Below are 19443 nucleotides of genomic sequence, written 5' to 3'. Positions count from 1 at the left end.
ATTATTGGAGAGGAGCAGCGCCCTGTGGGGCCTTGCACCCTTCTTTTTTCCCTTCGCTGAGCGGCACCGGGTGCGCAAACGCGAGACCCTGTGTACTACGTTTCAACAAGATTGCGCAATACGCTGTAAACAATTTATCAAAAGCGTGTGAACAATTGGATGGACTGCTACGGGGCTTTGTATACAACCCTCCGCACGCGCCACTCCGGCTCAGGCACACAGCTTGCGGCTGGTGATCGGTGCAGCCAGCCGATTGACTCAAGAGCGGATCCCTGAGGTCCCGAGACAAGCACTGCAACCGCCTGTCGGCGTCTCGGGCGCCAACATTGACTCATTGGACTGACCATTCAGGCCACCAGCTTTTCGCCATGGGCCAAAGAAAAAGCCCCGGGCTACTCACAGGCGGACCGGGGCTTGGATCGGCGAGACGACGGAAGCGGCTCAGCTCATGTGCAGACGCGCCCTATAGCTTATGCCGCGCCGCGTACAGGCAGATCATCTCCATCGCCAGGGTGGCGCCGGCCAGGGCGGTGACCTCGGCGTTGTCGTAGGGCGGCGCCACTTCCACCACGTCCATGCCGACCAGGTTGATGCCGCGCAGGCCGCGCAGGATCTCCAGTGCCTGGTGGCTGGAGAGGCCGCCGCATACCGGGGTGCCGGTGCCGGGGGCGAAGGCCGGGTCGAGGCAGTCGATGTCGAAGGTCAGGTACACCGGGTGGTCGCCGACCCGCGCGCGGATGCGCTCGGCGATCTGCTCCGGGCTGTGCCGGTGCACCTCGCGCGCATCCAGCACCTGGAAGCCCATGACGTCGTCATTGGTGGTACGTAGGCCGACCTGCACCGAGCGCGCCGGGTCGACCAGGCCCTCGCGGGCGGCGTGGTAGAACATGGTGCCGTGGTCGATGCGCGCGCCCTCCTCGTCCGGCCAGGTGTCGCTGTGGGCGTCGAAGTGGATCAGCGACAGCGCGCCGTGCCGCTTGGCGTGGGCCTTGAGCAACGGGTAGCTGATGAAGTGGTCGCCGCCGAGGGTGAGCATGGCGCAGCCGGCGGCGAGGATCTTGTCGGCATGGGCCTCGATGGCCGCCGGGGTGTCCTGCGGGGTGCCGTGGTCGAAGTAGCAGTCGCCATAGTCGATGCAGGCCAGCAGGTCGAAGGGGTCGAACTCCCAGGGAAAGTGGCGGGCCCAGGCCGACTGGATCGAGGCAGCGCGGATCGCCCGCGGGCCGAAGCGGCTGCCGGGACGGTTGGTGGTGGCGGTGTCGAACGGCACCCCGCTGACCACCAGGTCGACGCCGCGCAGGTCGCGAGTATAGCGGCGGCGCATGAAGCTGGTGATGCCGGCGTAGGTCGGTTCGGCGCTGGTGCCGTACAGGCTGTCGCGGGTGATGGCCTGGTCGTTGTCGAAGGCGTGATCCATGGTCGTCTACTCGTTCAGGTGATCAATACTGGCTGCGGAAGGCGGTCCACAGGCGAGTGCGCTTGCGCTGATCCTTGAGCGCCATGGTCTGCTCGGGGAACAGCCTGGCGCGCACCGCGGCGGCCGGATAGATTTCTGGATCGCTGCGCACCGCCTCATCGATCAGCGGCGCCGAGGCGACGTTGGCATTGGCGAAATAGAGTTCGTTGGTCAACTCGGCGATTGCCTCGGGCTTGAGCATGTAGTCGATGAAGGCGCGGGCTGCCTGCGGGTGCGGCGCATCCTTGGGGATGGCCATGGTGTCGAACCAGATCAGCGTGCCTTCGCGGGGGATGCGGTAGACCACATCGAACGGCTGCTTGGTGTCCGCCGCCCGCGCCGCGGCCATGCCGGCGTCGCCGGTATAGGTCAGCGCCAGGCACACCGCGCCGCTGGCCAGGTCGTTGATCTGCCGGGCGGAGTTCACGTACAGCAGGTTCGGCTGCAGCTTCGCCAGCAGTTGCTGGGCGGCCGCGAGGTCCTCGCTGCTGGCGCTGTAGGGCGGCTTGCCCAGGTAGTTGAGCGCGATGGCAATCACCTCCTGGGGCGAGTCCAGCACGGCGATCCCGCAATCCTTGAGCTTGCTCGCGTACTCCGGTTTGAACAGCAGGTCGAGGCTGTCCAGCGCCACGCCCGGCAGGCGCTGCTCGACCGCCTGCTGGTTGATGCCCAGGCCCACGGTGCCCCAGGTATAGGGCACGCCGTACTGGTTACCGGGGTCGACGCCGGCCAGCTTGGCCAGCAGCTGCGGATCGAGGTTGCCGGCATTGCTCAGGGCGCCGACTGGCTGCAGGGCCCTGGCCTGGATCGCCCGCGCCAGGCCGCTGGAGGCCGGGAAGACGACATCGTAGCCGCTGCGCCCGGTAAGCAGCTTGCTGTCGAGTACCTCGGTGCTGTCGAAGGTGTCGTATTTGACCCGGATGCCGCTCTCGGCCTGGAAGCGCTTGAGCGCCTGCGGCGCCACGTAGTCGGCCCAATTGTAGATATTCAGCACCCGCTCCTCGGCCTGCAACGGCAGGGCGAAGGCGATCAGTAACAGGCTTGCGGCAAGGCGCATGGCGGTATTCCTCCGGCAGTTTCGGTGGCCGCGCCTCTCTCGCGGAGGCGCTGGATAGGTCGATCCTGCACCGCCTGTTGCATCCAATAAATATGAAGTGATCTACTCTGGCATCAACATTTATCGATGTATGGAGCCGCATGCTCAGCCAAGTCCGCGACCTCGACCTGCAACTGCTGCGCCTGTTCGCCACCGTGGTGGAAAGCGGTGGCTTCAGCGCCGCGCAGGGCGAACTGGGAATCGGCCAGTCGACCATCAGCACCCAGATGGCCAAGCTGGAAACCCGCCTGGGCTTTCGCCTGTGCGAACGCGGCAAGGCCGGTTTCCGCCTGACGCCCAAGGGCGAGCAGGTGCTGCTGGCGGCGCACAAGCTGTTCGCCGCCATCGAGACCTTCAAGGGCGAGGCCCAGGGCATGGCCGACAAGCTGCTCGGCACGCTCAGCATCGGTTTGTCCGAGGCCCTCGACGACGAGGTGCTGGCGCGGGTCGGCGCCGCCATCGGGCGCTTCCGCCGGCGCAACCAGGCGGTGCAGATCGAGCTGCTCAGCGCCATGCCCGCCGAACTGGAAAGGCGCCTGCTGCAGGACCAGCTGCACCTGGCGATCGGCTACTTCTCCGGCACCCAGACCGCCCTCGACTACCGGCCGCTGTTCGAGGAGCAGCAGGCGCTCTATTGCGGCCTCGGCCACCCGCTGTTCGACCAACCCGACCCCGCTGTAGAACAACTGGACAGCGCAGATGGCGTGCACCACCCCTACCGTTTCACCCAGCCCGACGAGCCCTGGCAGGCCAGCGCCAGCAGTGCGCGCAGCGAGCAGGTCGAGGGCACCCTGGCCTTCGTCCTCTCCGGCGCCCATATCGGCTACCTGCCCCGGCACATCGCCGCGCCCTGGGTGACTCGCGGCCAGCTGCGCGCGCTGCTGGCGCAGCCACTCGGCTTCAGCGTGCAGTTCGACCTGGCCAGCCACCGCGGCCGCGAGTCGAGCGAGGCACAACGCGCCATGGTCGAGGATTTGCTCACGGCCTTCAGCTGAGCGAGGCCCGCCAGGACCTTCTGCGCAGCGGCGGTCTATAGTTTCAGCTCATCCCTCAGCAAGGAGTCGTCATGAGCAAGGTTCACCACGTCGCCGTCCTGGTCGGCAGCCTGCGTAAAGGCTCGATCAACCGCAAGCTGGCCCTGGCGCTGGCCGAACTGGCACCAGCCTCGCTGAAGCTGGAGATCGTCGAGATCGGCGAACTGCCGCTGTACAACGAGGACATCGACCACGACCGGCCACCGGAGGCCTACACCACCTTTCGCACCGCGCTCAAGGCGGCCGACGCGCTGCTGTTCGTCACCCCGGAATACAACCGCTCGGTGCCGGCGCCGCTGAAGAACGCCATCGACGTCGGTTCGCGGCCCTACGGCCAGAGCGCCTTTAGCGGCAAACCGGGTGCGGTGCTGACCGCCTCGCCGGGCGCCATCGGCGGCTTCGGCGCCAACCAGCACTTGCGCCAGTCCATGGTGTTTCTCGATGTGCCGATGATGCAGCAGCCAGAAGCCTATCTGGGCGGCGCCGGCAGCTTCTTCGAGGAAGCCGGCATGCTCGGCGACGGCATCAAGCCCTTCCTGCAGAAATTCATCGACGCCTATGCCAAGTGGGTGGAGAAGCAGGTAAACAGCTGACCCGCGCGGGTCAGCGCGGATTGGCCAGCGGCCGCCCCCTTACCTCGAGCATTGCGCGCGCCGCTGGCTGTCACTCGACGCCGGCAGTACACCGATGGTTCATCGCTACGCCCCACATCCGTTGGGCGGTTGCGGCTTGGGGCGCTGCTCGGTGCCGCGCGCCGGCGCTCGATAGTTCCACGAGCACTGACGCCTTGGCTTACAGCCCGTATTTCGCCTTGAGCGCCGCGACCGCCTGCCGCTCGCTATGCAGGAAGGCATCGAAGCGCTGGATCAGCTCGGGATGGCGGATGCTCGACAGGTAATAGCGGCTGTCGCTGGACGGCAACAAGCTGGGCTCTTCCACCAGGGCGTACGGCCGCTCGAGTTTGCCCAGGTGGTAGCGCGCGACCTGGCGGGCCATGTTGGCCCCGTCGATGTAGCCCGCCAGGGTCATCCGAATCAGACCCTCCGGGCTCGGCGCCTGGTGGATCTCCACCAGACCTGCGGCGATCTCGGGTTGAAACTTCCAGGGAGTGAACCCGCGCACGAAGCCGAGCTTGCGAAAACGCTCACGCGGCTGGCCCAGCCGCCCCGGCAGCACCAACATCACGTCCTGAAAGGTCAGTAGCGGCTGCGAGTAGGTAATCACTCCTTGTGGTTTGCCGGTTTCATTCCAGCGCGGGCTGTCGGGGAATATCAGGTCAAGCCGGCCCGCCCAGTAATTGTGATGGAGTCGGCGTACCGGCAAGGGTACATAACGCAGCTGAATGTCCGCGTGGGCGGCGAACAGGTCGAGCAGGGCGCGGGCGTAACCACGGTACTGGTTGTCCGCCGACACCGCATAGATTGGGTAGTAATCGACGTCTTCCACTCCCACGCGGTATAGCGGCGCGGCAGCCACTGGCAGGACAGCGCCCAGGCTCAACGCCGCCAGCAGCAGGAACCAGACGGCGCGGATCGAAGGGGGAAAGCACTGGGCAAGTGGAATCAGCATGGCGGGACTCGGGGAGTGCAAAGTCGTCACAGTTCACTGCGGGTCGCCATCGAGTCGACCGGCCTGCGTGCCGATGCCTGGGCTGCCCCCGTTGTGGACCATCACTCTACTGGAGATTGACGCGGCAGAAGCGCCGGACTGGGCGAACGCCCAAAAAAGAAAACCCCGCTGGTGCGGGGCCTTTGCAGACTGTGTACTGACATCCATGTTGCGCGCGCCATCCTGGCGGCTATCCAGCGTATCCCTGTTGGTTGCTTTGCGCTTCCTGCGCTACGTCCATGGGCAGAAGATTAGCTGCCCAGCAGCCACCACAGTAGTGGCGATCGACAGCACGCCATGTAAGCTAAGGCTTACATGGCGCCAATCTTTCGGCTTGATCATGTGACGTCGGTCTTGTTAGATGCGGCCATTCCAGAAAAACAACAGACCCCGAACACGGCGGTCAGCGGGTCCTTAGCATGCGAGCAGTCGTTATCGCCCTCGGTTGCCTGGCAGCCAGTTTCAGCCTGCCGATTCTGGCCAATGGCCAGAGTCAGATTTCCGACCCACAACTGCGCGACCAATTGTTCTGGGATGAGCTGTATGGCGCCGGCGGCACCTCGCTGTATTGCGCCAAGGCCTTCACCGGCCAAGGCGGCGGCGGACTGCTCAGCATCAGCCCGATCTACAGCAGCAAGCAATTGAAAAGCGCCCTGCACTGCATCACCGATCGTCAGTGCAGCATCATGACCCCACGCTATGCCTATATGGCCGCCGATCTGCATAACCTCTATCCGGCGCTGACCCGCGCCGAACAGCTGCGGCGCAAGGCGCAGTTCGGTTTGCTGGACGCCAGCGAGCAGAGCACCTTCGCCGACATCGGCTGCGACCTCAAGAGCCGCTTCAAAGTGCTTGAGCCGCGCGACGCCGCCAAGGGCAACATCGCCCGGGCGATCTTCTACATGCACATCGAGTACGGCCTGCCCATCGTCGGCGACGTGCGCATGTACAAGCAGTGGCACCGGATGGACCCGCCGGATGCCGAAGAAAACGCCCGCAACGAAAAGATCGGCAGTCTGCAGGGCACGCGCAATCGCTTTATCGACGACCCGGAGCTGGTCGAGCAACTGATCGCCGACTGACACCCGGATCGCGGATCGCTGCAGATATGACGACTCCCCCAGAGCGTAGGGCGGCTTCGGAGCGCAGCGACAACCCGCCAGCTCTGGTGCCGCACCAGCGAACCTATGGTCCACTGCCTGCGGCGAATGACCGCCCAGGGAGCGCGGATTGCTCGAGGTTCTGGGGGGGGCAGCTACGGACGCCTGGAGCCGGCTGCAGCAGGCGGGTAAACCTGCTCTCAGTCCAGGGCGCGGGCCAGCTGGATCAGTTCGGCGCGCCACTCGACGGCTACCGGCAAGGCGAGAAAGGATGGATTGAGCAGCGACTCGCGCGCCTCATAGGTCAGCACCTCGCCCTGCAGGGTCAGCACTTCGCCGCCGGCACCTTCCAGCACGCCCTGGGCGGCAGCGGTGTCCCACTGCGAGGTCGGCGCCAGGCGCGGGTAGCAATCGGCAATGCCTTCGGCCAGTTGGCAGAACTTCAGCGAACTGCCGACGCTGGCCAGTTGCAGGTCGCCGAAGCGCTCGCTCAGGCCCTCCAGCAGACGCTCCTGCGCCGGGCTGGTGTGACGCCGGCTGGCGACCACGGTAAAGGCTTCGTCCGGGCTCAGGCGCACGCTGATTGGCTGCTCCGCACCATCGGCCTCGGCGCGCCAGGCACCCAGGCCGGCGCCGCCGTAGTAGCAGCGACCGCTGGCGGGGATGCCGACCACGCCGAACACCACCCGGCCCTGCTCGATCAGCGCGACGTTGACGGTGAATTCTTCACTGCCGGCAATGAATTCCTTGGTGCCATCCAGTGGGTCGACCAGCCACCAGCGGCGCCATTGCGCGCGCTCGGCGTAGGCGATATCGGCATCCTCCTCGGACAGCACCGCAATGCTCGGATCGAGCGCGATCAGGCCGTCGTTGAGGATGTGGTGGGCGGCCATGTCGGCGGCGGTCACCGGCGAGGCGTCGGCCTTCTCGGTCACCAGCACACCGGCGCGCCAATGCGGCAGAATCGCCGCGCCGGCCTCGCGGACCAACTGGATTACCGCCGGGATCAGGGGGTGGCTCATAGCACGAAGTCTCCACGCTGGGTCAGCAGGTCGCGCGCCAGGTAGAGCGCGGCCAGGGCTCGGCCCTCGCTGAATTGGGGATGCTGCACCAGGCTCGAGAGCTCGCGCAGGTTGACCTTGTCCACCCGCATCGGCTCCGGTTCGTCGCCGGGCAGGCTTTCCGGGTACAGATCCGTGGCCAGCACTACCTGGATTTTCTGGCTCATATAGCCGGGCGACAGGCTCAACTCGGTCAGGTGCTCGAGCCGCCGCGCACCGAAACCGGCTTCTTCCTTGAGTTCGCGGTCAGCCGCCGCCAGCACGTCCTCACCCGGTTCGATCAGCCCCTTGGGCAGCGACAGCTGGTAGTCGTCGGTGCCGGCGCAGTATTCCTCGACCAGCAGCACATGTTCGGCATCGGCCAGCGCCACTATCATCACCGCGCCGTAACCGACGCCCTTGCCGATCAGCCGCTCATAGGTCCGTTCCACACCGTTGGCGAAACGCAGCTGCAGTTCCTCGACACGAAACAGGCGACTGCTGGCGACAATCTCGCGGGCGAGTACGGTGGGTTTCTGACGCATGGTGCGGCTCCTGAGAGTGGCGGGGCGAGTTATCATACCGCGCCTTTTCCGATTAGCCCCGTCGGAGATTGCGCGATCACGACGCCAGTCGGCAGATTCGCGACAAGCTCCGCACTCAGCCTACAAGAAGCCGCCATGCCGTCATTGCCCTGGACCGAGATCGACACCGTACTGCTGGACATGGACGGCACCCTGCTCGACCTGCATTTCGACAACCACTTCTGGCTGGAGCACCTGCCACAACGCTATGCCGAGCTGCACGGCATCAGCCGGGCGCTGGCCGACGCCGAGTTGCTGCCACTGTTCCACGAGCATGCCGGCCAGCTCAACTGGTACTGCACGGACTTCTGGAGCCGCGAGCTGAACCTGTCGATCCGCGACCTCAAGCGCGAAGTGGCGCACCTGATCGCCCTGCGCCCGGACGCCGACACCTTCCTCGCCGCGGTTCGCGCCACCGGCAAGCGCGCGGTGCTGATCACCAACGCCCATCGTGACTCGCTGTCGCTGAAGCTCGAACGCATCGAACTGGCGCCCTACTTCGACCGCCTGATCAGCTCGCACGACTACGGCTTCGCCAAGGAAGCGCAGCAGTTCTGGTTCGCCCTGCAACAGGATATCGGCTTCGATGCGGCGCGCAGCCTGTTCATCGACGACAGCCTGCCAGTCCTGCGCAGCGCCCGCGACTTCGGCGTCGGCCATCTGCTGGCGGTGCGCCAGCCGGACAGCCGCAAAGGCCCGAAGGACACCGAGGAATTCGCCGCGGTGGAGGATTACCGCGACCTGCTGCCTTGAACGGCACGCTTGAAAACGACCTGCCAGTATCCACGCTCGGCATCGCGCCAATCCTCATTAGACGCCTGCGCCCGGCGGGCTTAGGCTAGGCCAATAAGTCGTATCCAGAGACGCCAGCCATGTCACGCGCTGCATCAACGCCCCCTACCGCCCAGGCCTCCGACGCGCCCACTCGCGCGGGTGAGGTCTATGCCTACGCCGAACTGGGCACGCCGAGCGTGGTGGCCGATGCCGTACTGGCCGAAGAGAGCGCGCTGGCCATCAGCTACAACGGCATCAGTCATGCGGTGATGATGGTCTCGCCCTCGGCGGTGGAAGACTTTATCGCCGGTTTCAGCCTCAGCGGCGGCCTGGTCGACTCCATCGACGAGATCTACGACATCCGCCTCACGCGTAGCGGTGCCACCCTGAATGCCGAGGTGGACATCAGCAACCGCGCCTTCTGGGCGCTCAAGCAGCAGCGCCGGCAGCTGGCCGGCACCAGCGGCTGTGGCCTGTGCGGGGTGGAAGCACTGGAACAGGCACTGCCCAAGCTCGCGGTGTTGCCCGCCCATACCCTGCCGCCGCCCGCCCACTTGCATGCGCTGCGCGATCGCCTCGCCGAAGCCCAGCGCCTGGCCCGCCACAGCGGCGCGCTGCATGCCGCGGCCTTCGTCGATGGCAGCGGCGAGCTGCGCCTGTGCCGCGAGGACATCGGCCGCCACAACGCCCTGGACAAGCTGATCGGCGCCCTGCTGCGCGAGCCCTTGGAGCCCTGTCAGGGCTTCGCCGTGGTCACCAGCCGCTGCAGCCTGGAGTTGATCCACAAGGCGGTGCGCGCCGGCATCGGCACCCTGGTCAGCCTCTCCGCCCCAACCGACCTGGCGACGGACTGGGCTCGTCGCCATTGCCTCAACCTGATCCACCTGCCGCACCACAACGCCCCACGGGTGTACAGCCCGGCGCCGCTGCAAGCAAAGACAGAAACCAGTCAGTAGGCCGGTGCCGCGATTCGTTCGACGCTTACCTGCATGTGCAGTAACTCAACCGGGTCGCCGAACTGCGTGTAGATGGCCACGTCGGCTGCGTCTCGCCCGTAGGCGACGGTAATCCTGCCGCCTTGCTCATTATCCTGGGTTGGATCAAAGGTGTACCAGCGCCCGCCCACGTAGGCCTCGAACCAGGCATGCAGGTCCATCGGTTGCAGGTTTTCCAGGTAGCCCACGACCATGCGCGCCGGAATCGACAGCGCACGACAACAGGCAATCCCCAGATGCGCCATGTCCCGGCAGACCGCCTGTGACCGCTCGTTGACCTCGCACGCGCTGATGATTTGCTGACCCGCTCCGGGCGTATAGGCGATGGTTCGGCGAATGTACGCCACGATCGCGCTGCATTGATCGTAGCCAGGCAGCCGTCCGGCAACGATGGAAGCGGCCAGCTGGGTGCAGCGATCAGACTCGCAGAAGCGACTGGGCAGCAGGAATGGCAGGGTTTCTTCGGGTAACTGTTGCACCTCGACAAAGTACGCGCCGGGCGCGGTATCGGAGGCTTCGGCTGCCTCGACATCAAACGAGGTGTGGACCGCGAATTGCCCGGCCGGCGCGACCAGGCGCTGGCAAAGGTTGCCAAATGGGTCAGTGAACTCAACCGCCGATACGCTGGGCGTCAACAGGTATTGTTCGCGGCCGACCCACTGCTGCCAGCCACTGCGTGGCCGCAGCATGAAGATAAACGGCGTCGCAACCGGGCTGTTGAATTCAAGTAAGCAGGTAGCACGCATCCACATAAAAGGCCTATAGCGTTGCAGAACGGTTTAGGGGCTGCGACACGCAGTCCCCGTGAGCCAAGCGAGCGATTTGAGCGCGGTGGAGAAGGACCATGCCCGCGCAATAGCGGCTCAGTGCAACCTTAAGCCCTTGTCACTTCTTGCCTTGTGCTGAGAGACGCCTTGAGGGAGAAATTCGATAGGGATGACAGCCAGCCCAAGCAGCAGGTGCTGCCGGCCGATTCCCATCAGAAACTATGCCATTCAAACGGACGCTGTCTAGGGCGAATCGGCAAAGCGCTGCATCTACTTGCACGACCAGCTCGCCATGGCCAACGGGCGCGTTCCAGTTAGCTAAACCCCGCTGCTTGCGAAAAACCTTACGGGCCGACTCGCCGCACTTGCCTTGAATCCTGCGGCGCCTGCTCGAGATAAAACAACAAGCCCGCAGGATGCGGGCTTGTTGTTCGGCGTTGCGCCTGGCCTAGGTCAGCAATCAGGCGCGCTTGGCCAGCGGCTCTATCTGCTCGCGCAGGCCCTGCATCGCCTCCAGGGCGAAGGCGCTGAGGCCTTCGCCGGCGGTGGCGTCGAGGTGGGCATAGAGCGCGGTGCGCATCTGCGGGTCCCATTGTTTCTTCAAGTGCAGGGCGAAGTCCGCGCGCGCCTGCTCGGGGTCGGGCTGGGAGGCGAAGAAGGCGCCGATCTGGTTGGCCATCTTGATCAATTGTGTGGCGTTCATGCCCATCTGCGAACCTCTGGCGGTCGAAGAGCTGAAAAACAAGGGCGGCGGACGATCACCCGGATCGCCCGCCGCCAGCGGCGCTTAGAGCTGGGTAACCTTGATCCGTGGCAGCAGGTCGAGTTGCTCCTTGGTAAAGGCCTGGAACTCGTCCTGCCACTGCGAAGGCGCTTCGACCTTGCTGATCTGCACGGCGGTGACCTTGTACTCGGGGCAGTTGGTCGCCCAGTCCGAGTTGTCGGTGGTGATCACGTTGGCACCGGATTCCGGATGGTGGAAGGTGGTGTAGACCACCCCCGGCTGCATCCGCTCGGTCACCACCGCGCGCATCACCGTCTCGCCGGCGCGGCTGTTGATCGCCACCCAGTCGCCGTCGTTGATCCCGCGGTCCTCGGCATCCACCGGGTGCAACTCGAGGACATCCTCGGCATGCCAGGCACTGTTCTCGGTGCGCCGGGTCTGCGCGCCGACGTTGTACTGCGAGAGGATCCGCCCGGTGGTCAGGATCAGCGGACGCTTGCGCGAGGTGCGCTCCTCGGTGGCGATGTACTCGGTGACCATGAAGCGGCCCTTGCCGCGCACGAAGGCGTCCTCGTGCATGATCGGCGTGCCTTGCGGCGCGGCGTCGTTGCACGGCCACTGGATGCTGCCCATATGGTCGAGCTTGGCATAGCTGACGCCGGTGAAGGTCGGCGTCAGGCTGGCGATCTCGTCCATGATCTGCGACGGATGGCTGTAGTTCATCGGGTAGCCGAGGGCGTTGGACAGCGCCATGGTCACTTCCCAGTCTTCCTTGCCGGCCAGCGCCGGCATCACCTTGCGCACCGGCGAGATGCGCCGCTCGGCGTTGGTGAAGGTGCCGTTCTTCTCGAGGAAGGAGGCGCCGGGCAGGAACACGTGGGCGAACTTGGCGGTTTCGTTGAGGAACAGGTCCTGCACCACCACGCACTCCATGGCCCGCAGCGCGTCGGTGACGTGCTGGGTATCCGGGTCGGATTGCGCCGGGTCTTCGCCCTGGATGTAGATGCCCTTGAAGGTGCCGGCATGCGCCGCGGCGAGCATGTTGGGAATGCGCAGGCCCGGCTCGTCGAGCAGGCTGACGCCCCAGGATTGTTCGAACTGCGCCCGCGCCAGCGGATCGGAGACGTGGCGGTAGCCGGGCAGCTCATGGGGGAAGGAACCCATGTCGCAGGAGCCCTGCACGTTGTTCTGTCCGCGCAGCGGGTTGACCCCGACGCCGGCGCGGCCGATGTTGCCGGTGGCCATGGCCAGGTTGGCGATCGCCATCACGGTCGAGGAGCCCTGGCTGTGTTCGGTCACGCCCAGGCCGTAGTAGATCGCCGCGTTACCGCCGGTGGCGTACAGCCGCGCGGCGGCGCGCACTTCGGCGGCCGGCACTCCGGTCAGTTCCGCCATGGCCTCGGGGCTGTGCCGCGGGTCGGCGACGAAGGCGCGCCATTGCTCGAAGGCCTCGGTCTCGCAGCGCTCGGCGACGAAGGCCTCATTGACCAAGCCTTCGCTGACGATGACGTGGGCCAGGCTGTTGAGCAGGGCGACGTTGCTGCCGGGACGCAGTTGCAGGTGGTAGTCGGCCTTGACGTGCGGGCCGCGCACCAGGTCGATGCCGCGCGGGTCGGCGACGATCAGCTTGGCGCCCTCGCGCAGACGCCGCTTGAGCTGCGAGCCGAACACCGGGTGACCGTCGGTGGGGTTGGCACCGATCACCAGCACCACGTCGGCGGCCAGCACCGAGTCGAAGTCCTGGGTCCCGGCGGATTCGCCGAGGGTGACCTTGAGGCCGTAACCGGTCGGCGAATGGCAGACCCGCGCACAGGTGTCGACGTTGTTGTTGCCGAAGGCGGCGCGCACCAGTTTCTGCACCAGGTAGGCTTCTTCGTTGGTGCAGCGCGAGGAGGTCAGGCCGCCGACCGAGTCGCGGCCGTACTGCGCCTGAATGTCCTTGAAACGCTTGGCGGTGTAACTGATCGCCTCGTCCCAGTCGACGGTGCGCCACGGCTGATCGATGCTCTCGCGGATCATCGGCGCGGCGATGCGATCCGGGTGGGTGGCGTAGCCCCAGGCGAAGCGGCCCTTGACGCAGGAGTGACCGTGGTTGGCGTGGCCGTCCTTGTTCGGCACCATGCGCACCACTTCATTGCCTTTGATCTCGGCCTTGAACGAGCAGCCGACCCCGCAATAGGCGCAGGTGGTGGTCACGCTACGTTCCGCCTGGCCCATCTCGATCACCGACTTTTCCATCAGCGTGGCGGTCGGGCAGGCCTGCACGCAGGCGCCGCAGGACACGCACTCGGAGTCGAGGAAGTCCTCGTTCTGCCCGGCACTGACCTGCGAATCGAAGCCACGGCCAGTGATGGTCAGGGCGAAGGTGCCCTGCACTTCTTCACAGGCGCGCACGCAGCGGTTGCAGACGATGCACTTGGCCGGGTCGAAGCTGAAATAGGGGTTGGATTCGTCCTTGGTCTCGGCCAGGTGGGTCTTCACCGGGTCGTAGCGCACCTCGCGCAGGCCGACCACGCCGGCCATGTCCTGCAGCTCGCAGTTGCCGTTGGCCGAGCAGGTCAGGCAGTCCAGCGGGTGATCGGAGATGTACAGCTCCATGGTGCCGCGACGCAGGTCGGCCAGTTTCGGGCTCTGCGTGTGCACCTTCATACCGGCTTCCACCGGGGTGGTGCAGGACGCCGGGAAGCCGCGCCGGCCTTCGATCTCCACCACGCACAGGCGGCACGAGCCGAAGGGCTCCAGGCTGTCGCTGGCGCACAGTTTGGGCACGGCGATGCCGGCTTCCTGGGCCGCGCGCATCAGCGAGGTGCCGGCCGGCACGGTGATCGCCTGGCCGTCGATTTCCACCGTTACCGGGGCGCCGGTGCGGGCGGGAGTGCCATAGTCGAGTTCACGAAACAGGGCCATGTCAGTGTCTCCGGTTCAGCGGGCTGCGGCGGTGTCTGGAGACACCCCGAAGTCTTCGGGAAAGTGATTGAGGGCGCTCAGCACCGGATAGGGGGTCATGCCGCCGAGGGCGCAGAGCGAGCCGCCGAGCATGGTGTCGCACAGGCTCTTGAGCAGTTCGATGCGCCCCGGCTGCGGACCTTCCGAGCGGGCGACGATGATCTGCTCAAGCAGCTCTTCGCCACGGGTCGAGCCGATCCGGCAGGGCGTGCACTTGCCGCAGGATTCGATGGCGCAGAATTCCATGGCGTAGCGGGCCATCTCGGCCAGGTCGACGCTGTCGTCGAACACCACGATGCCGCCGTGGCCGAGCACCGCGCCGAGGGCGGCGAAGGCCTCGTAGTCCAGCGGCGTGTCAAACTGCGATTCCGGCAGGTAGGCGCCCAGCGGACCGCCAACCTGCACCGCGCGGATCGGCCGCCCGGTGGCCGAGCCGCCGCCGTAGTCGTAGAGCAGTTCGCGCAGGGTGATGCCGAAGGCCTTCTCGATCAGGCCGCCGCGGGCGATGTTGCCGGTCAGCTGGATCGGCAAGGTGCCGAGCGAACGGCCCATGCCGTAGTCCTTGTAGTAGGCACCGCCCTTGTCCAGGATGATCGGCACCGAGGCCAGCGAGATCACGTTGTTGATCACCGTGGGCATGCCGAACAGGCCCTCGATCGCCGGCAGCGGCGGCTTGGGTCGCACTTCGCCGCGCTTGCCCTCGAGGCTCTCCAGCAGCGAGGTTTCCTCACCGCAGACATAGGCACCGGCGCCACGGCGCAGATGCAGGTGGAAGCGCTGGCCGCTGCCGAGAATGTCGTCGCCCAGGTAGCCCTCGGCATAGGCCGTGGCGATGGCCGCGGTGAGCGCCGCCTCGGCGTGCGGGTATTCCGAGCGCAGGTAGATGTAGCCCTCGGTGGCGCCGACGGCCAGGGCGGCGATGGTCATGCCCTCGATCAGCACGAAGGGGTCGTCCTCCATCACCATGCGGTCGGAGAAGGTGCCCGAGTCGCCCTCGTCGGCGTTGCAGACGATGTACTTCTGTGCAGCCGCGCAGCCGGCCACGGTGCGCCACTTGATCCCGGTGGGAAAGGCCGCGCCGCCACGTCCGCGCAGGCCGGAGTCGAGCACCTCGGCGATGATCGCCTCGGCGCCGATTTCCAGCGCGCGCGTGAGGCCGCGGTAGCCGTCATGGGCGATATAGTCGGCCAGCGACAGCGGATCGGTGATCCCGGCGCGGGCGAAGGTCAGGCGCTCCTGGCGCTTGAGGTAGTCGATTTCTTCGGTCAGGCCGAGTGCCTTCGGGTGCTCGCCACCAGCGAGAAAGCCGGCATCGAACAGCCCGGCGACATCGCGGGCCTTGACCGGGCCATAGGCCACGCGCCCGGCCGGGGTGGCAACCTCGACCAGCGGTTCCAGCCAGAACAGCCCGCGCGAACCGTTGCGCACCAGGCGTACCTCGAGATTGCGCGCCTGGGCTTCGGCAACGATGGCCCGTGCCACCGCGTCGGCGCCCAGGCTCAGGGCGCTGGCGTCACGCGGCACGTAGACGGTGATGGCTTGGTTCAACTGGCTCATGCGCGCGCCTCCTGTTCTTCCAATAGGTCCAGCAGGTCCTCGGCATCGACCCGGCCGTGCAGCTCACCGTTGAGCATGGCGTTCGGCGCACAGGCGCAGTTGCCCAAGCAATACACCGCCTCCAGGGTCAGGCTGCCGTCTTCACGAGTCTCGCCCAGTTGCAAACCGAGTTTTTCCTGCAGCTCATTGGTCAGCGCCTTGGCGCCCATCGACTGGCAGGCCTCGGCCTGGCACACCTTGAGGTGCAGGCGACCGGCCGGACTGGCGCGGAAATCGTGGTAGAAGCTGACCACCCCGTGCACCTCCGCGCGCGACAGGCAGAGGTCTTCGGCGATCATCGGCAGCACCTCGGGCGGCACCGCGCCGAGACGCTCCTGGATGTCGTGAAGAATCGGCAGCAGGGCGCCGGGTTCGTCCCGGTGCGCCGCCAGCACCGCGCGGGTGACGGCCTGGTACTGGGGAAAATCTGCATGCTGGGCAAGCTTGGCCATGTTCGAGGCTCCGGCCGCTGTGCGTGGTGGTGGTCGCCAGCAATCGCCGAAACTATCCGGCGAACGACTGGGCGACCTCTTGATCGCACAACATATGAAATTGAGTTCTTATTTACGGATGATAAAAACCGCGTAAAGCAAGCTAACATGGCGTAACGCAGCATCAAATATGAAGCAGAGGACATATGATCCGTATCGAGATCCAACCGCGCTGGCGCTTTCACCAGACCGACGGCAGCAGCCTCGACCCGCAGGGCCTGAGCCTGCTGCAAAACGTCCACGATACCGGCAAGCTAACCGAGGCCGCGGCCCGCAGCGGCTACTCCTACCGGCACGCGTGGAACCTGCTGGGCAAGTGGGAGGCCTTCTTCGGCAGCCCGCTGATTGCCCTGGAGCGCGGCAAGGGCGCGCACCTCACCAGCCTCGGGGAAAAGCTGCTGCGCGCCGACCAACGGATCCGCGCGCGCCTGAGCCCGCAACTGGACAACCTCGCCGGCGAACTGGAGGTCGAACTCAATCGCGCGCTGCAGGAAACCCGCCCCGGCCTGCGCATCCACGCCAGCCATGGCTTCGCCGTGGCGGCGCTACGCGAGTGGCTGGAACAGGATGGCCGCTGGCAGTGGGAGTTGCAGTTTCGCAGCGGGGTCGAGGCGATGCTCTCGCTGCAACGCCGCGACTGCGACCTGGCCGGCCTGCATGTACCGGCCGGGCCGCTGGGCAGCCTGAGCATGGCACGCATCCAGCCCTGGCTTAGGGCCGAGCATCGGGTGATCACCTTCGTCGTGCGCACCCAGGGCCTGATCCTCGCCCCCGGCAACCCGCTGGGCATCAGCGGCCTGGCCGACCTGCAGCGCAGCGGCCGACGCTTCGTCAACCGCGAACAGGGCTCGGGCACACGCATGCTGCTGGAAAGCCTGTTGCAACAGGCGCAGATCGACAGCACCGACATCGACGGTTTCCATAACGAGGAATACACCCACGCGGCGGTCGCCGCCTACGTCGCCAGCGGCATGGCCGATGCCGGTTTCGGCGTCGAGGCGGCGGCGCGCCTGTTCGGCCTGTCCTTCATTCCCATGGCGCGCGAGCACTACTGCCTGCTTTGCCACCAGGACAGCCTGGCCCTGCCGGCCATGGGCGCCCTGCTCGGGGTGCTGCAGAACCCCGAGTTCCAGGCGCGCATCGCCCAGCTACCCGGCTACGCCCTGAGCCGCCCCGGCGAGGTGCTGCCTCTGGCCCAGGCACTGGAACAGTGGAGTCGCGAGAGCCTGCTGGAGTAGGACCCCGCCAGATTCCGCCGCTGTTGCCGTCTTGCGCCGGCAGAACCGGCTGTTTTCTCAGAGGTAGTGAAAAATCGAACGCAGTAGACGAGCGTTTGTCCCTAGCGCTCACGGCATAGGCGCTGGCGCGGCGGACTCCGGTGCGCCTTGCGCCCAGCGCAGGCGCTTGCGACCGGGCATCTCGACCTTGGGCAGGCTGTCCTGATCGAGCACGGCGGACGCGTCCAGCAGGCCGTTCATGTGCAGGATATAGGCCGTGATGGCATACACCTGATCATCGCTCAGGCTCTTCGGTGCGTAGTGCGGCATGGCCCGGCGCGTGTAGTCGAAGATACTGGTGGCGTACGGCCATTGACCGCCTACCGAAAACAACAACAGCGGATGCTCGCCGATCCGCATGATACGCAGCGGGTCGTCGAAGCTGAAAAAGCCGTCGCGACCGACCAGTCGCGCCGCCGGGCCTTGCTTGCCGTTGGCGCTGTGGCAGCTGGCGCAGCGGTCGGCATAGAGCTCGCCACCGGCGCGCACGCTGCCCTGGCCAGGGGGCAGGTTGCGGCCATCGGGATACACGCTGATGGCATAGCGCTGGATGGTCTGCGTCGACAGCGGCAGGCCGAACCCGATCAGCGGCTGCGCCACCGCACTGGTGGTCAGCGCCAGCAGCAGCCAGAGGCTACGCATAGACATTCTCTACCTCGCCACTGCTGCTCACGCGCCAGGCCTGGATGGCGTTGTAGTGGTTGAAGGAGTGGGCCGCATAGCGGCGGCGCCAGTCGCTCCGGGTCGGTTGGGTGTTGCCCAGCTCGTCGGTGGCGCGACTGAGCAGGGTGGTGGCCGCGCCCGTCCACTGCCAGGGGATGCTGAAGCGAGTCAGCGCCTTGTCCAGCACCGGCGCCTGCAACTGCGCCAGCGCCCAGGTGCGGCCGTTGTCAGCGGACACCTCGACCTTGGCGATGCGCCCCATGCCGGACCAGGCCAGCCCGGAGACCTCGTAGAAGCCCTTGAGCTCGGGCAACTGCTGCTGCCCGCTGGGGTGGGTGATCACCGACTTGACATCCATGGGGAAGCCGAACGCGAGAATCTCGCCGTCGCTGAGAATGCGCGTGTAGAGGCCCGACTCGTCCTTGCTGAACACCGGGCTGTCGCTGACTTCCAGGCGGTGCAGCCACTTGACGCTGACGTTGCCTTCCCAGCCCGGCACGAACAGGCGCAGCGGATAACCCTGGGAGGGCCGCAGACGCTCGCCGTTCTGGTAGAAGGCGATGATGGCGTCATCCATCAACTTGGCCAGCGGCAGGCTGCGGCTGTGCGAGCCGCCATCGGCGCCCTCGCAGATCACCCAGCGCGCCGCGGCCTTGACCCCCGCCTCGCGCAACAGATAGGACAGCGGCACGCCGGTCCATTCCGAACCCGATACCTGGCCGAACAGCTCCTGACAATCGGCATCGCGAGCCGTCGGCGAGATGGCGTTGGCCGCGGTGTTGCCCGCGCATTCGAGAAACTGGATGCGCGACACCATGGGATAGCGCAGCAGTCTCTCCAGGTCGAACTTCAGCGGCCGCTCGACCAGACCATGAATCAGCAATTGATGACGCTCGGGGTCAATGGCCGGGATGCCGTTGTGGTGCACCGCGAAGTGCAAGCCACTGGGGGTGATGCTGCCACGCTGATGCTGCAACGGCGAATGCCAGATGCTGAACCCGGCGGTCTGCGCGGTGCTCGGCTGCAGCTGGCGCAACACCTGGCGCTCATGCCCAGAGGGACTGCCGTAGTCGACATCGGCGCCGCCCAGGCTGGTCATCCAGGCCGGCATGGGTGGTTCGGCTTGCGCCAGCACGCGCCCGGCCGGCGACAGGCCGATGGCTGTGGCAAGCGTCAGACCGTAACCGCTCTTGAGAAAGGCGCGGCGATCGAGCAGGCCGTTACCGGCGACGAAGCGTAAAGCTGACTTGTTCACGGCAGGCTCCCGGACGGCAGGCGCCGTCGCCTTCACT

At 66.1% G+C, this 19443-nt stretch carries 18 protein-coding genes; 6 read left to right on the top strand and 12 right to left on the bottom strand.

Going from position 1 to position 19443, the window contains the following annotated elements; genetic code table 11:
- Positions 1 to 463: 463 nt before the first annotated feature.
- Entirely contained in the window at positions 464 to 1417 is a 954-nt protein-coding gene (gene speB, locus LJY18_RS19625; protein ID WP_238043684.1) for an agmatinase, read from the bottom strand.
- 22 nt (positions 1418 to 1439) lie between these two features.
- Positions 1440 to 2513 (bottom strand): extracellular solute-binding protein, encoded by a 1074-nt coding sequence (locus LJY18_RS19620; protein WP_238043682.1) that lies wholly within the window; start codon positions 2511 to 2513, stop codon positions 1440 to 1442.
- 140 nt (positions 2514 to 2653) lie between these two features.
- Here LJY18_RS19620 and LJY18_RS19615 point away from each other — a divergent pair, with 140 nt between their 5' ends.
- Both LJY18_RS19615 and LJY18_RS19610 read left to right on the top strand, forming a co-directional pair.
- Entirely contained in the window at positions 2654 to 3547 is an 894-nt protein-coding gene (locus LJY18_RS19615; protein ID WP_238043679.1) for a LysR family transcriptional regulator, read from the top strand.
- A 71-nt stretch (positions 3548 to 3618) separates the two neighbouring features.
- Positions 3619 to 4179 carry an NADPH-dependent FMN reductase gene (locus LJY18_RS19610; RefSeq protein ID WP_238043677.1) on the top strand — a complete coding sequence of 187 codons (561 nt, stop codon included), beginning with the start codon at positions 3619 to 3621 and terminating at the stop codon, positions 4177 to 4179.
- A gap of 199 nt (positions 4180 to 4378) precedes the next feature.
- Here the strand turns inward: LJY18_RS19610 and LJY18_RS19605 are convergent, their stop codons facing one another.
- The gene (locus tag LJY18_RS19605; RefSeq protein ID WP_238043675.1) at positions 4379 to 5155 is read right to left on the bottom strand and encodes a substrate-binding periplasmic protein; all 777 of its coding nucleotides are present in this window, start codon (positions 5153 to 5155) and stop codon (positions 4379 to 4381) included.
- Positions 5156 to 5613: 458 nt separating this feature from the next.
- Between LJY18_RS19605 and LJY18_RS19600 the strand changes: the two genes are divergently transcribed.
- Complete coding sequence (locus tag LJY18_RS19600; RefSeq protein ID WP_238043673.1) at positions 5614 to 6276, top strand: endonuclease; 663 nt, start codon at positions 5614 to 5616, stop codon at positions 6274 to 6276.
- A gap of 218 nt (positions 6277 to 6494) precedes the next feature.
- On the opposite strand, the gene cysQ is transcribed toward LJY18_RS19600, so the two are convergent.
- Positions 6495 to 7316, bottom strand: a complete 822-nt coding sequence (cysQ, locus tag LJY18_RS19595) for a 3'(2'),5'-bisphosphate nucleotidase CysQ (protein ID WP_238043671.1) — start codon at positions 7314 to 7316, stop codon at positions 6495 to 6497.
- Entirely contained in the window at positions 7313 to 7879 is a 567-nt protein-coding gene (gene nudE, locus LJY18_RS19590) for an ADP compounds hydrolase NudE (protein ID WP_238043669.1), read from the bottom strand. The genes cysQ and nudE overlap by 4 nt, the downstream gene beginning before the upstream one ends.
- A gap of 135 nt (positions 7880 to 8014) precedes the next feature.
- Between nudE and yrfG the strand changes: the two genes are divergently transcribed.
- Positions 8015 to 8671, top strand: coding sequence for a GMP/IMP nucleotidase (gene yrfG, locus LJY18_RS19585; protein ID WP_238043667.1), 657 nt, complete (start codon positions 8015 to 8017; stop codon positions 8669 to 8671).
- 119 nt (positions 8672 to 8790) lie between these two features.
- Positions 8791 to 9648 (top strand): formate dehydrogenase accessory sulfurtransferase FdhD, encoded by an 858-nt coding sequence (fdhD, locus tag LJY18_RS19580; protein WP_238043665.1) that lies wholly within the window; start codon positions 8791 to 8793, stop codon positions 9646 to 9648.
- Here the strand turns inward: fdhD and LJY18_RS19575 are convergent.
- From LJY18_RS19575 to LJY18_RS19555, 5 genes are all read right to left on the bottom strand, one after another.
- Positions 9642 to 10322: a transglutaminase-like domain-containing protein gene (locus LJY18_RS19575; protein ID WP_330872786.1), complete on the bottom strand. Its 681-nt coding sequence runs from the start codon at positions 10320 to 10322 to the stop codon at positions 9642 to 9644. The two genes, fdhD and LJY18_RS19575, sit on opposite strands and share 7 nt — an antisense overlap.
- Before the next feature lie 592 nt (positions 10323 to 10914).
- Positions 10915 to 11157 (bottom strand): formate dehydrogenase subunit delta, encoded by a 243-nt coding sequence (locus LJY18_RS19570; RefSeq protein WP_238043663.1) that lies wholly within the window; start codon positions 11155 to 11157, stop codon positions 10915 to 10917.
- Positions 11158 to 11241: 84 nt separating this feature from the next.
- Complete coding sequence (gene fdhF / locus LJY18_RS19565; protein ID WP_238043661.1) at positions 11242 to 14085, bottom strand: formate dehydrogenase subunit alpha; 2844 nt, start codon at positions 14083 to 14085, stop codon at positions 11242 to 11244.
- Between the two features lie 15 nt (positions 14086 to 14100).
- Entirely contained in the window at positions 14101 to 15681 is a 1581-nt protein-coding gene (locus tag LJY18_RS19560) for a formate dehydrogenase beta subunit (RefSeq protein WP_238043660.1), read from the bottom strand.
- Positions 15678 to 16172, bottom strand: a complete 495-nt coding sequence (locus LJY18_RS19555; protein ID WP_238043659.1) for a formate dehydrogenase subunit gamma — start codon at positions 16170 to 16172, stop codon at positions 15678 to 15680. The genes LJY18_RS19560 and LJY18_RS19555 overlap by 4 nt, the downstream gene beginning before the upstream one ends.
- Before the next feature lie 185 nt (positions 16173 to 16357).
- Between LJY18_RS19555 and LJY18_RS19550 the strand changes: the two genes are divergently transcribed.
- Positions 16358 to 17449 carry a substrate-binding domain-containing protein gene (locus LJY18_RS19550; RefSeq protein WP_238043658.1) on the top strand — a complete coding sequence of 364 codons (1092 nt, stop codon included), beginning with the start codon at positions 16358 to 16360 and terminating at the stop codon, positions 17447 to 17449.
- A 108-nt stretch (positions 17450 to 17557) separates the two neighbouring features.
- Here the strand turns inward: LJY18_RS19550 and LJY18_RS19545 are convergent, their stop codons facing one another.
- Entirely contained in the window at positions 17558 to 18130 is a 573-nt protein-coding gene (locus LJY18_RS19545) for a c-type cytochrome (protein ID WP_238043657.1), read from the bottom strand.
- Positions 18123 to 19406, bottom strand: coding sequence for a sulfite dehydrogenase (soxC, locus tag LJY18_RS19540; RefSeq protein WP_238043656.1), 1284 nt, complete (start codon positions 19404 to 19406; stop codon positions 18123 to 18125). The genes LJY18_RS19545 and soxC overlap by 8 nt, the downstream gene beginning before the upstream one ends.
- Positions 19407 to 19443: the final 37 nt, after the last annotated feature.

Source organism: Pseudomonas sp. MMS21 TM103 (assembly GCF_022132145.1).
Taxonomy (GTDB): domain Bacteria; phylum Pseudomonadota; class Gammaproteobacteria; order Pseudomonadales; family Pseudomonadaceae; genus Aquipseudomonas.
The sequence above is the reverse complement of the archived record's forward strand: the minus strand, read 5'-3'. Positions and strand labels throughout refer to the sequence as shown.

Excerpts from the sequence above, each read along its gene's own strand:
- speB (WP_238043684.1), bottom strand. The coding sequence starts at position 1,417 with ATGGATCACGCCTTCGACAACGACCAGGCCATCACCCGCGACAGCCTG.
- LJY18_RS19620 (WP_238043682.1), bottom strand. The coding sequence starts at position 2,513 with ATGCGCCTTGCCGCAAGCCTGTTACTGATCGCCTTCGCCCTGCCGTTG.
- LJY18_RS19615 (WP_238043679.1), top strand. The coding sequence starts at position 2,654 with ATGCTCAGCCAAGTCCGCGACCTCGACCTGCAACTGCTGCGCCTGTTC.
- LJY18_RS19610 (WP_238043677.1), top strand. The coding sequence starts at position 3,619 with ATGAGCAAGGTTCACCACGTCGCCGTCCTGGTCGGCAGCCTGCGTAAA.
- LJY18_RS19605 (WP_238043675.1), bottom strand. The coding sequence starts at position 5,155 with ATGCTGATTCCACTTGCCCAGTGCTTTCCCCCTTCGATCCGCGCCGTC.
- LJY18_RS19600 (WP_238043673.1), top strand. The coding sequence starts at position 5,614 with ATGCGAGCAGTCGTTATCGCCCTCGGTTGCCTGGCAGCCAGTTTCAGC.
- cysQ (WP_238043671.1), bottom strand. The coding sequence starts at position 7,316 with ATGAGCCACCCCCTGATCCCGGCGGTAATCCAGTTGGTCCGCGAGGCC.
- nudE (WP_238043669.1), bottom strand. The coding sequence starts at position 7,879 with ATGCGTCAGAAACCCACCGTACTCGCCCGCGAGATTGTCGCCAGCAGT.
- yrfG (WP_238043667.1), top strand. The coding sequence starts at position 8,015 with ATGCCGTCATTGCCCTGGACCGAGATCGACACCGTACTGCTGGACATG.
- fdhD (WP_238043665.1), top strand. The coding sequence starts at position 8,791 with ATGTCACGCGCTGCATCAACGCCCCCTACCGCCCAGGCCTCCGACGCG.
- LJY18_RS19570 (WP_238043663.1), bottom strand. The coding sequence starts at position 11,157 with ATGAACGCCACACAATTGATCAAGATGGCCAACCAGATCGGCGCCTTC.
- fdhF (WP_238043661.1), bottom strand. The coding sequence starts at position 14,085 with ATGGCCCTGTTTCGTGAACTCGACTATGGCACTCCCGCCCGCACCGGC.
- LJY18_RS19560 (WP_238043660.1), bottom strand. The coding sequence starts at position 15,681 with ATGAGCCAGTTGAACCAAGCCATCACCGTCTACGTGCCGCGTGACGCC.
- LJY18_RS19555 (WP_238043659.1), bottom strand. The coding sequence starts at position 16,172 with ATGGCCAAGCTTGCCCAGCATGCAGATTTTCCCCAGTACCAGGCCGTC.
- LJY18_RS19550 (WP_238043658.1), top strand. The coding sequence starts at position 16,358 with ATGATCCGTATCGAGATCCAACCGCGCTGGCGCTTTCACCAGACCGAC.
- LJY18_RS19545 (WP_238043657.1), bottom strand. The coding sequence starts at position 18,130 with ATGCGTAGCCTCTGGCTGCTGCTGGCGCTGACCACCAGTGCGGTGGCG.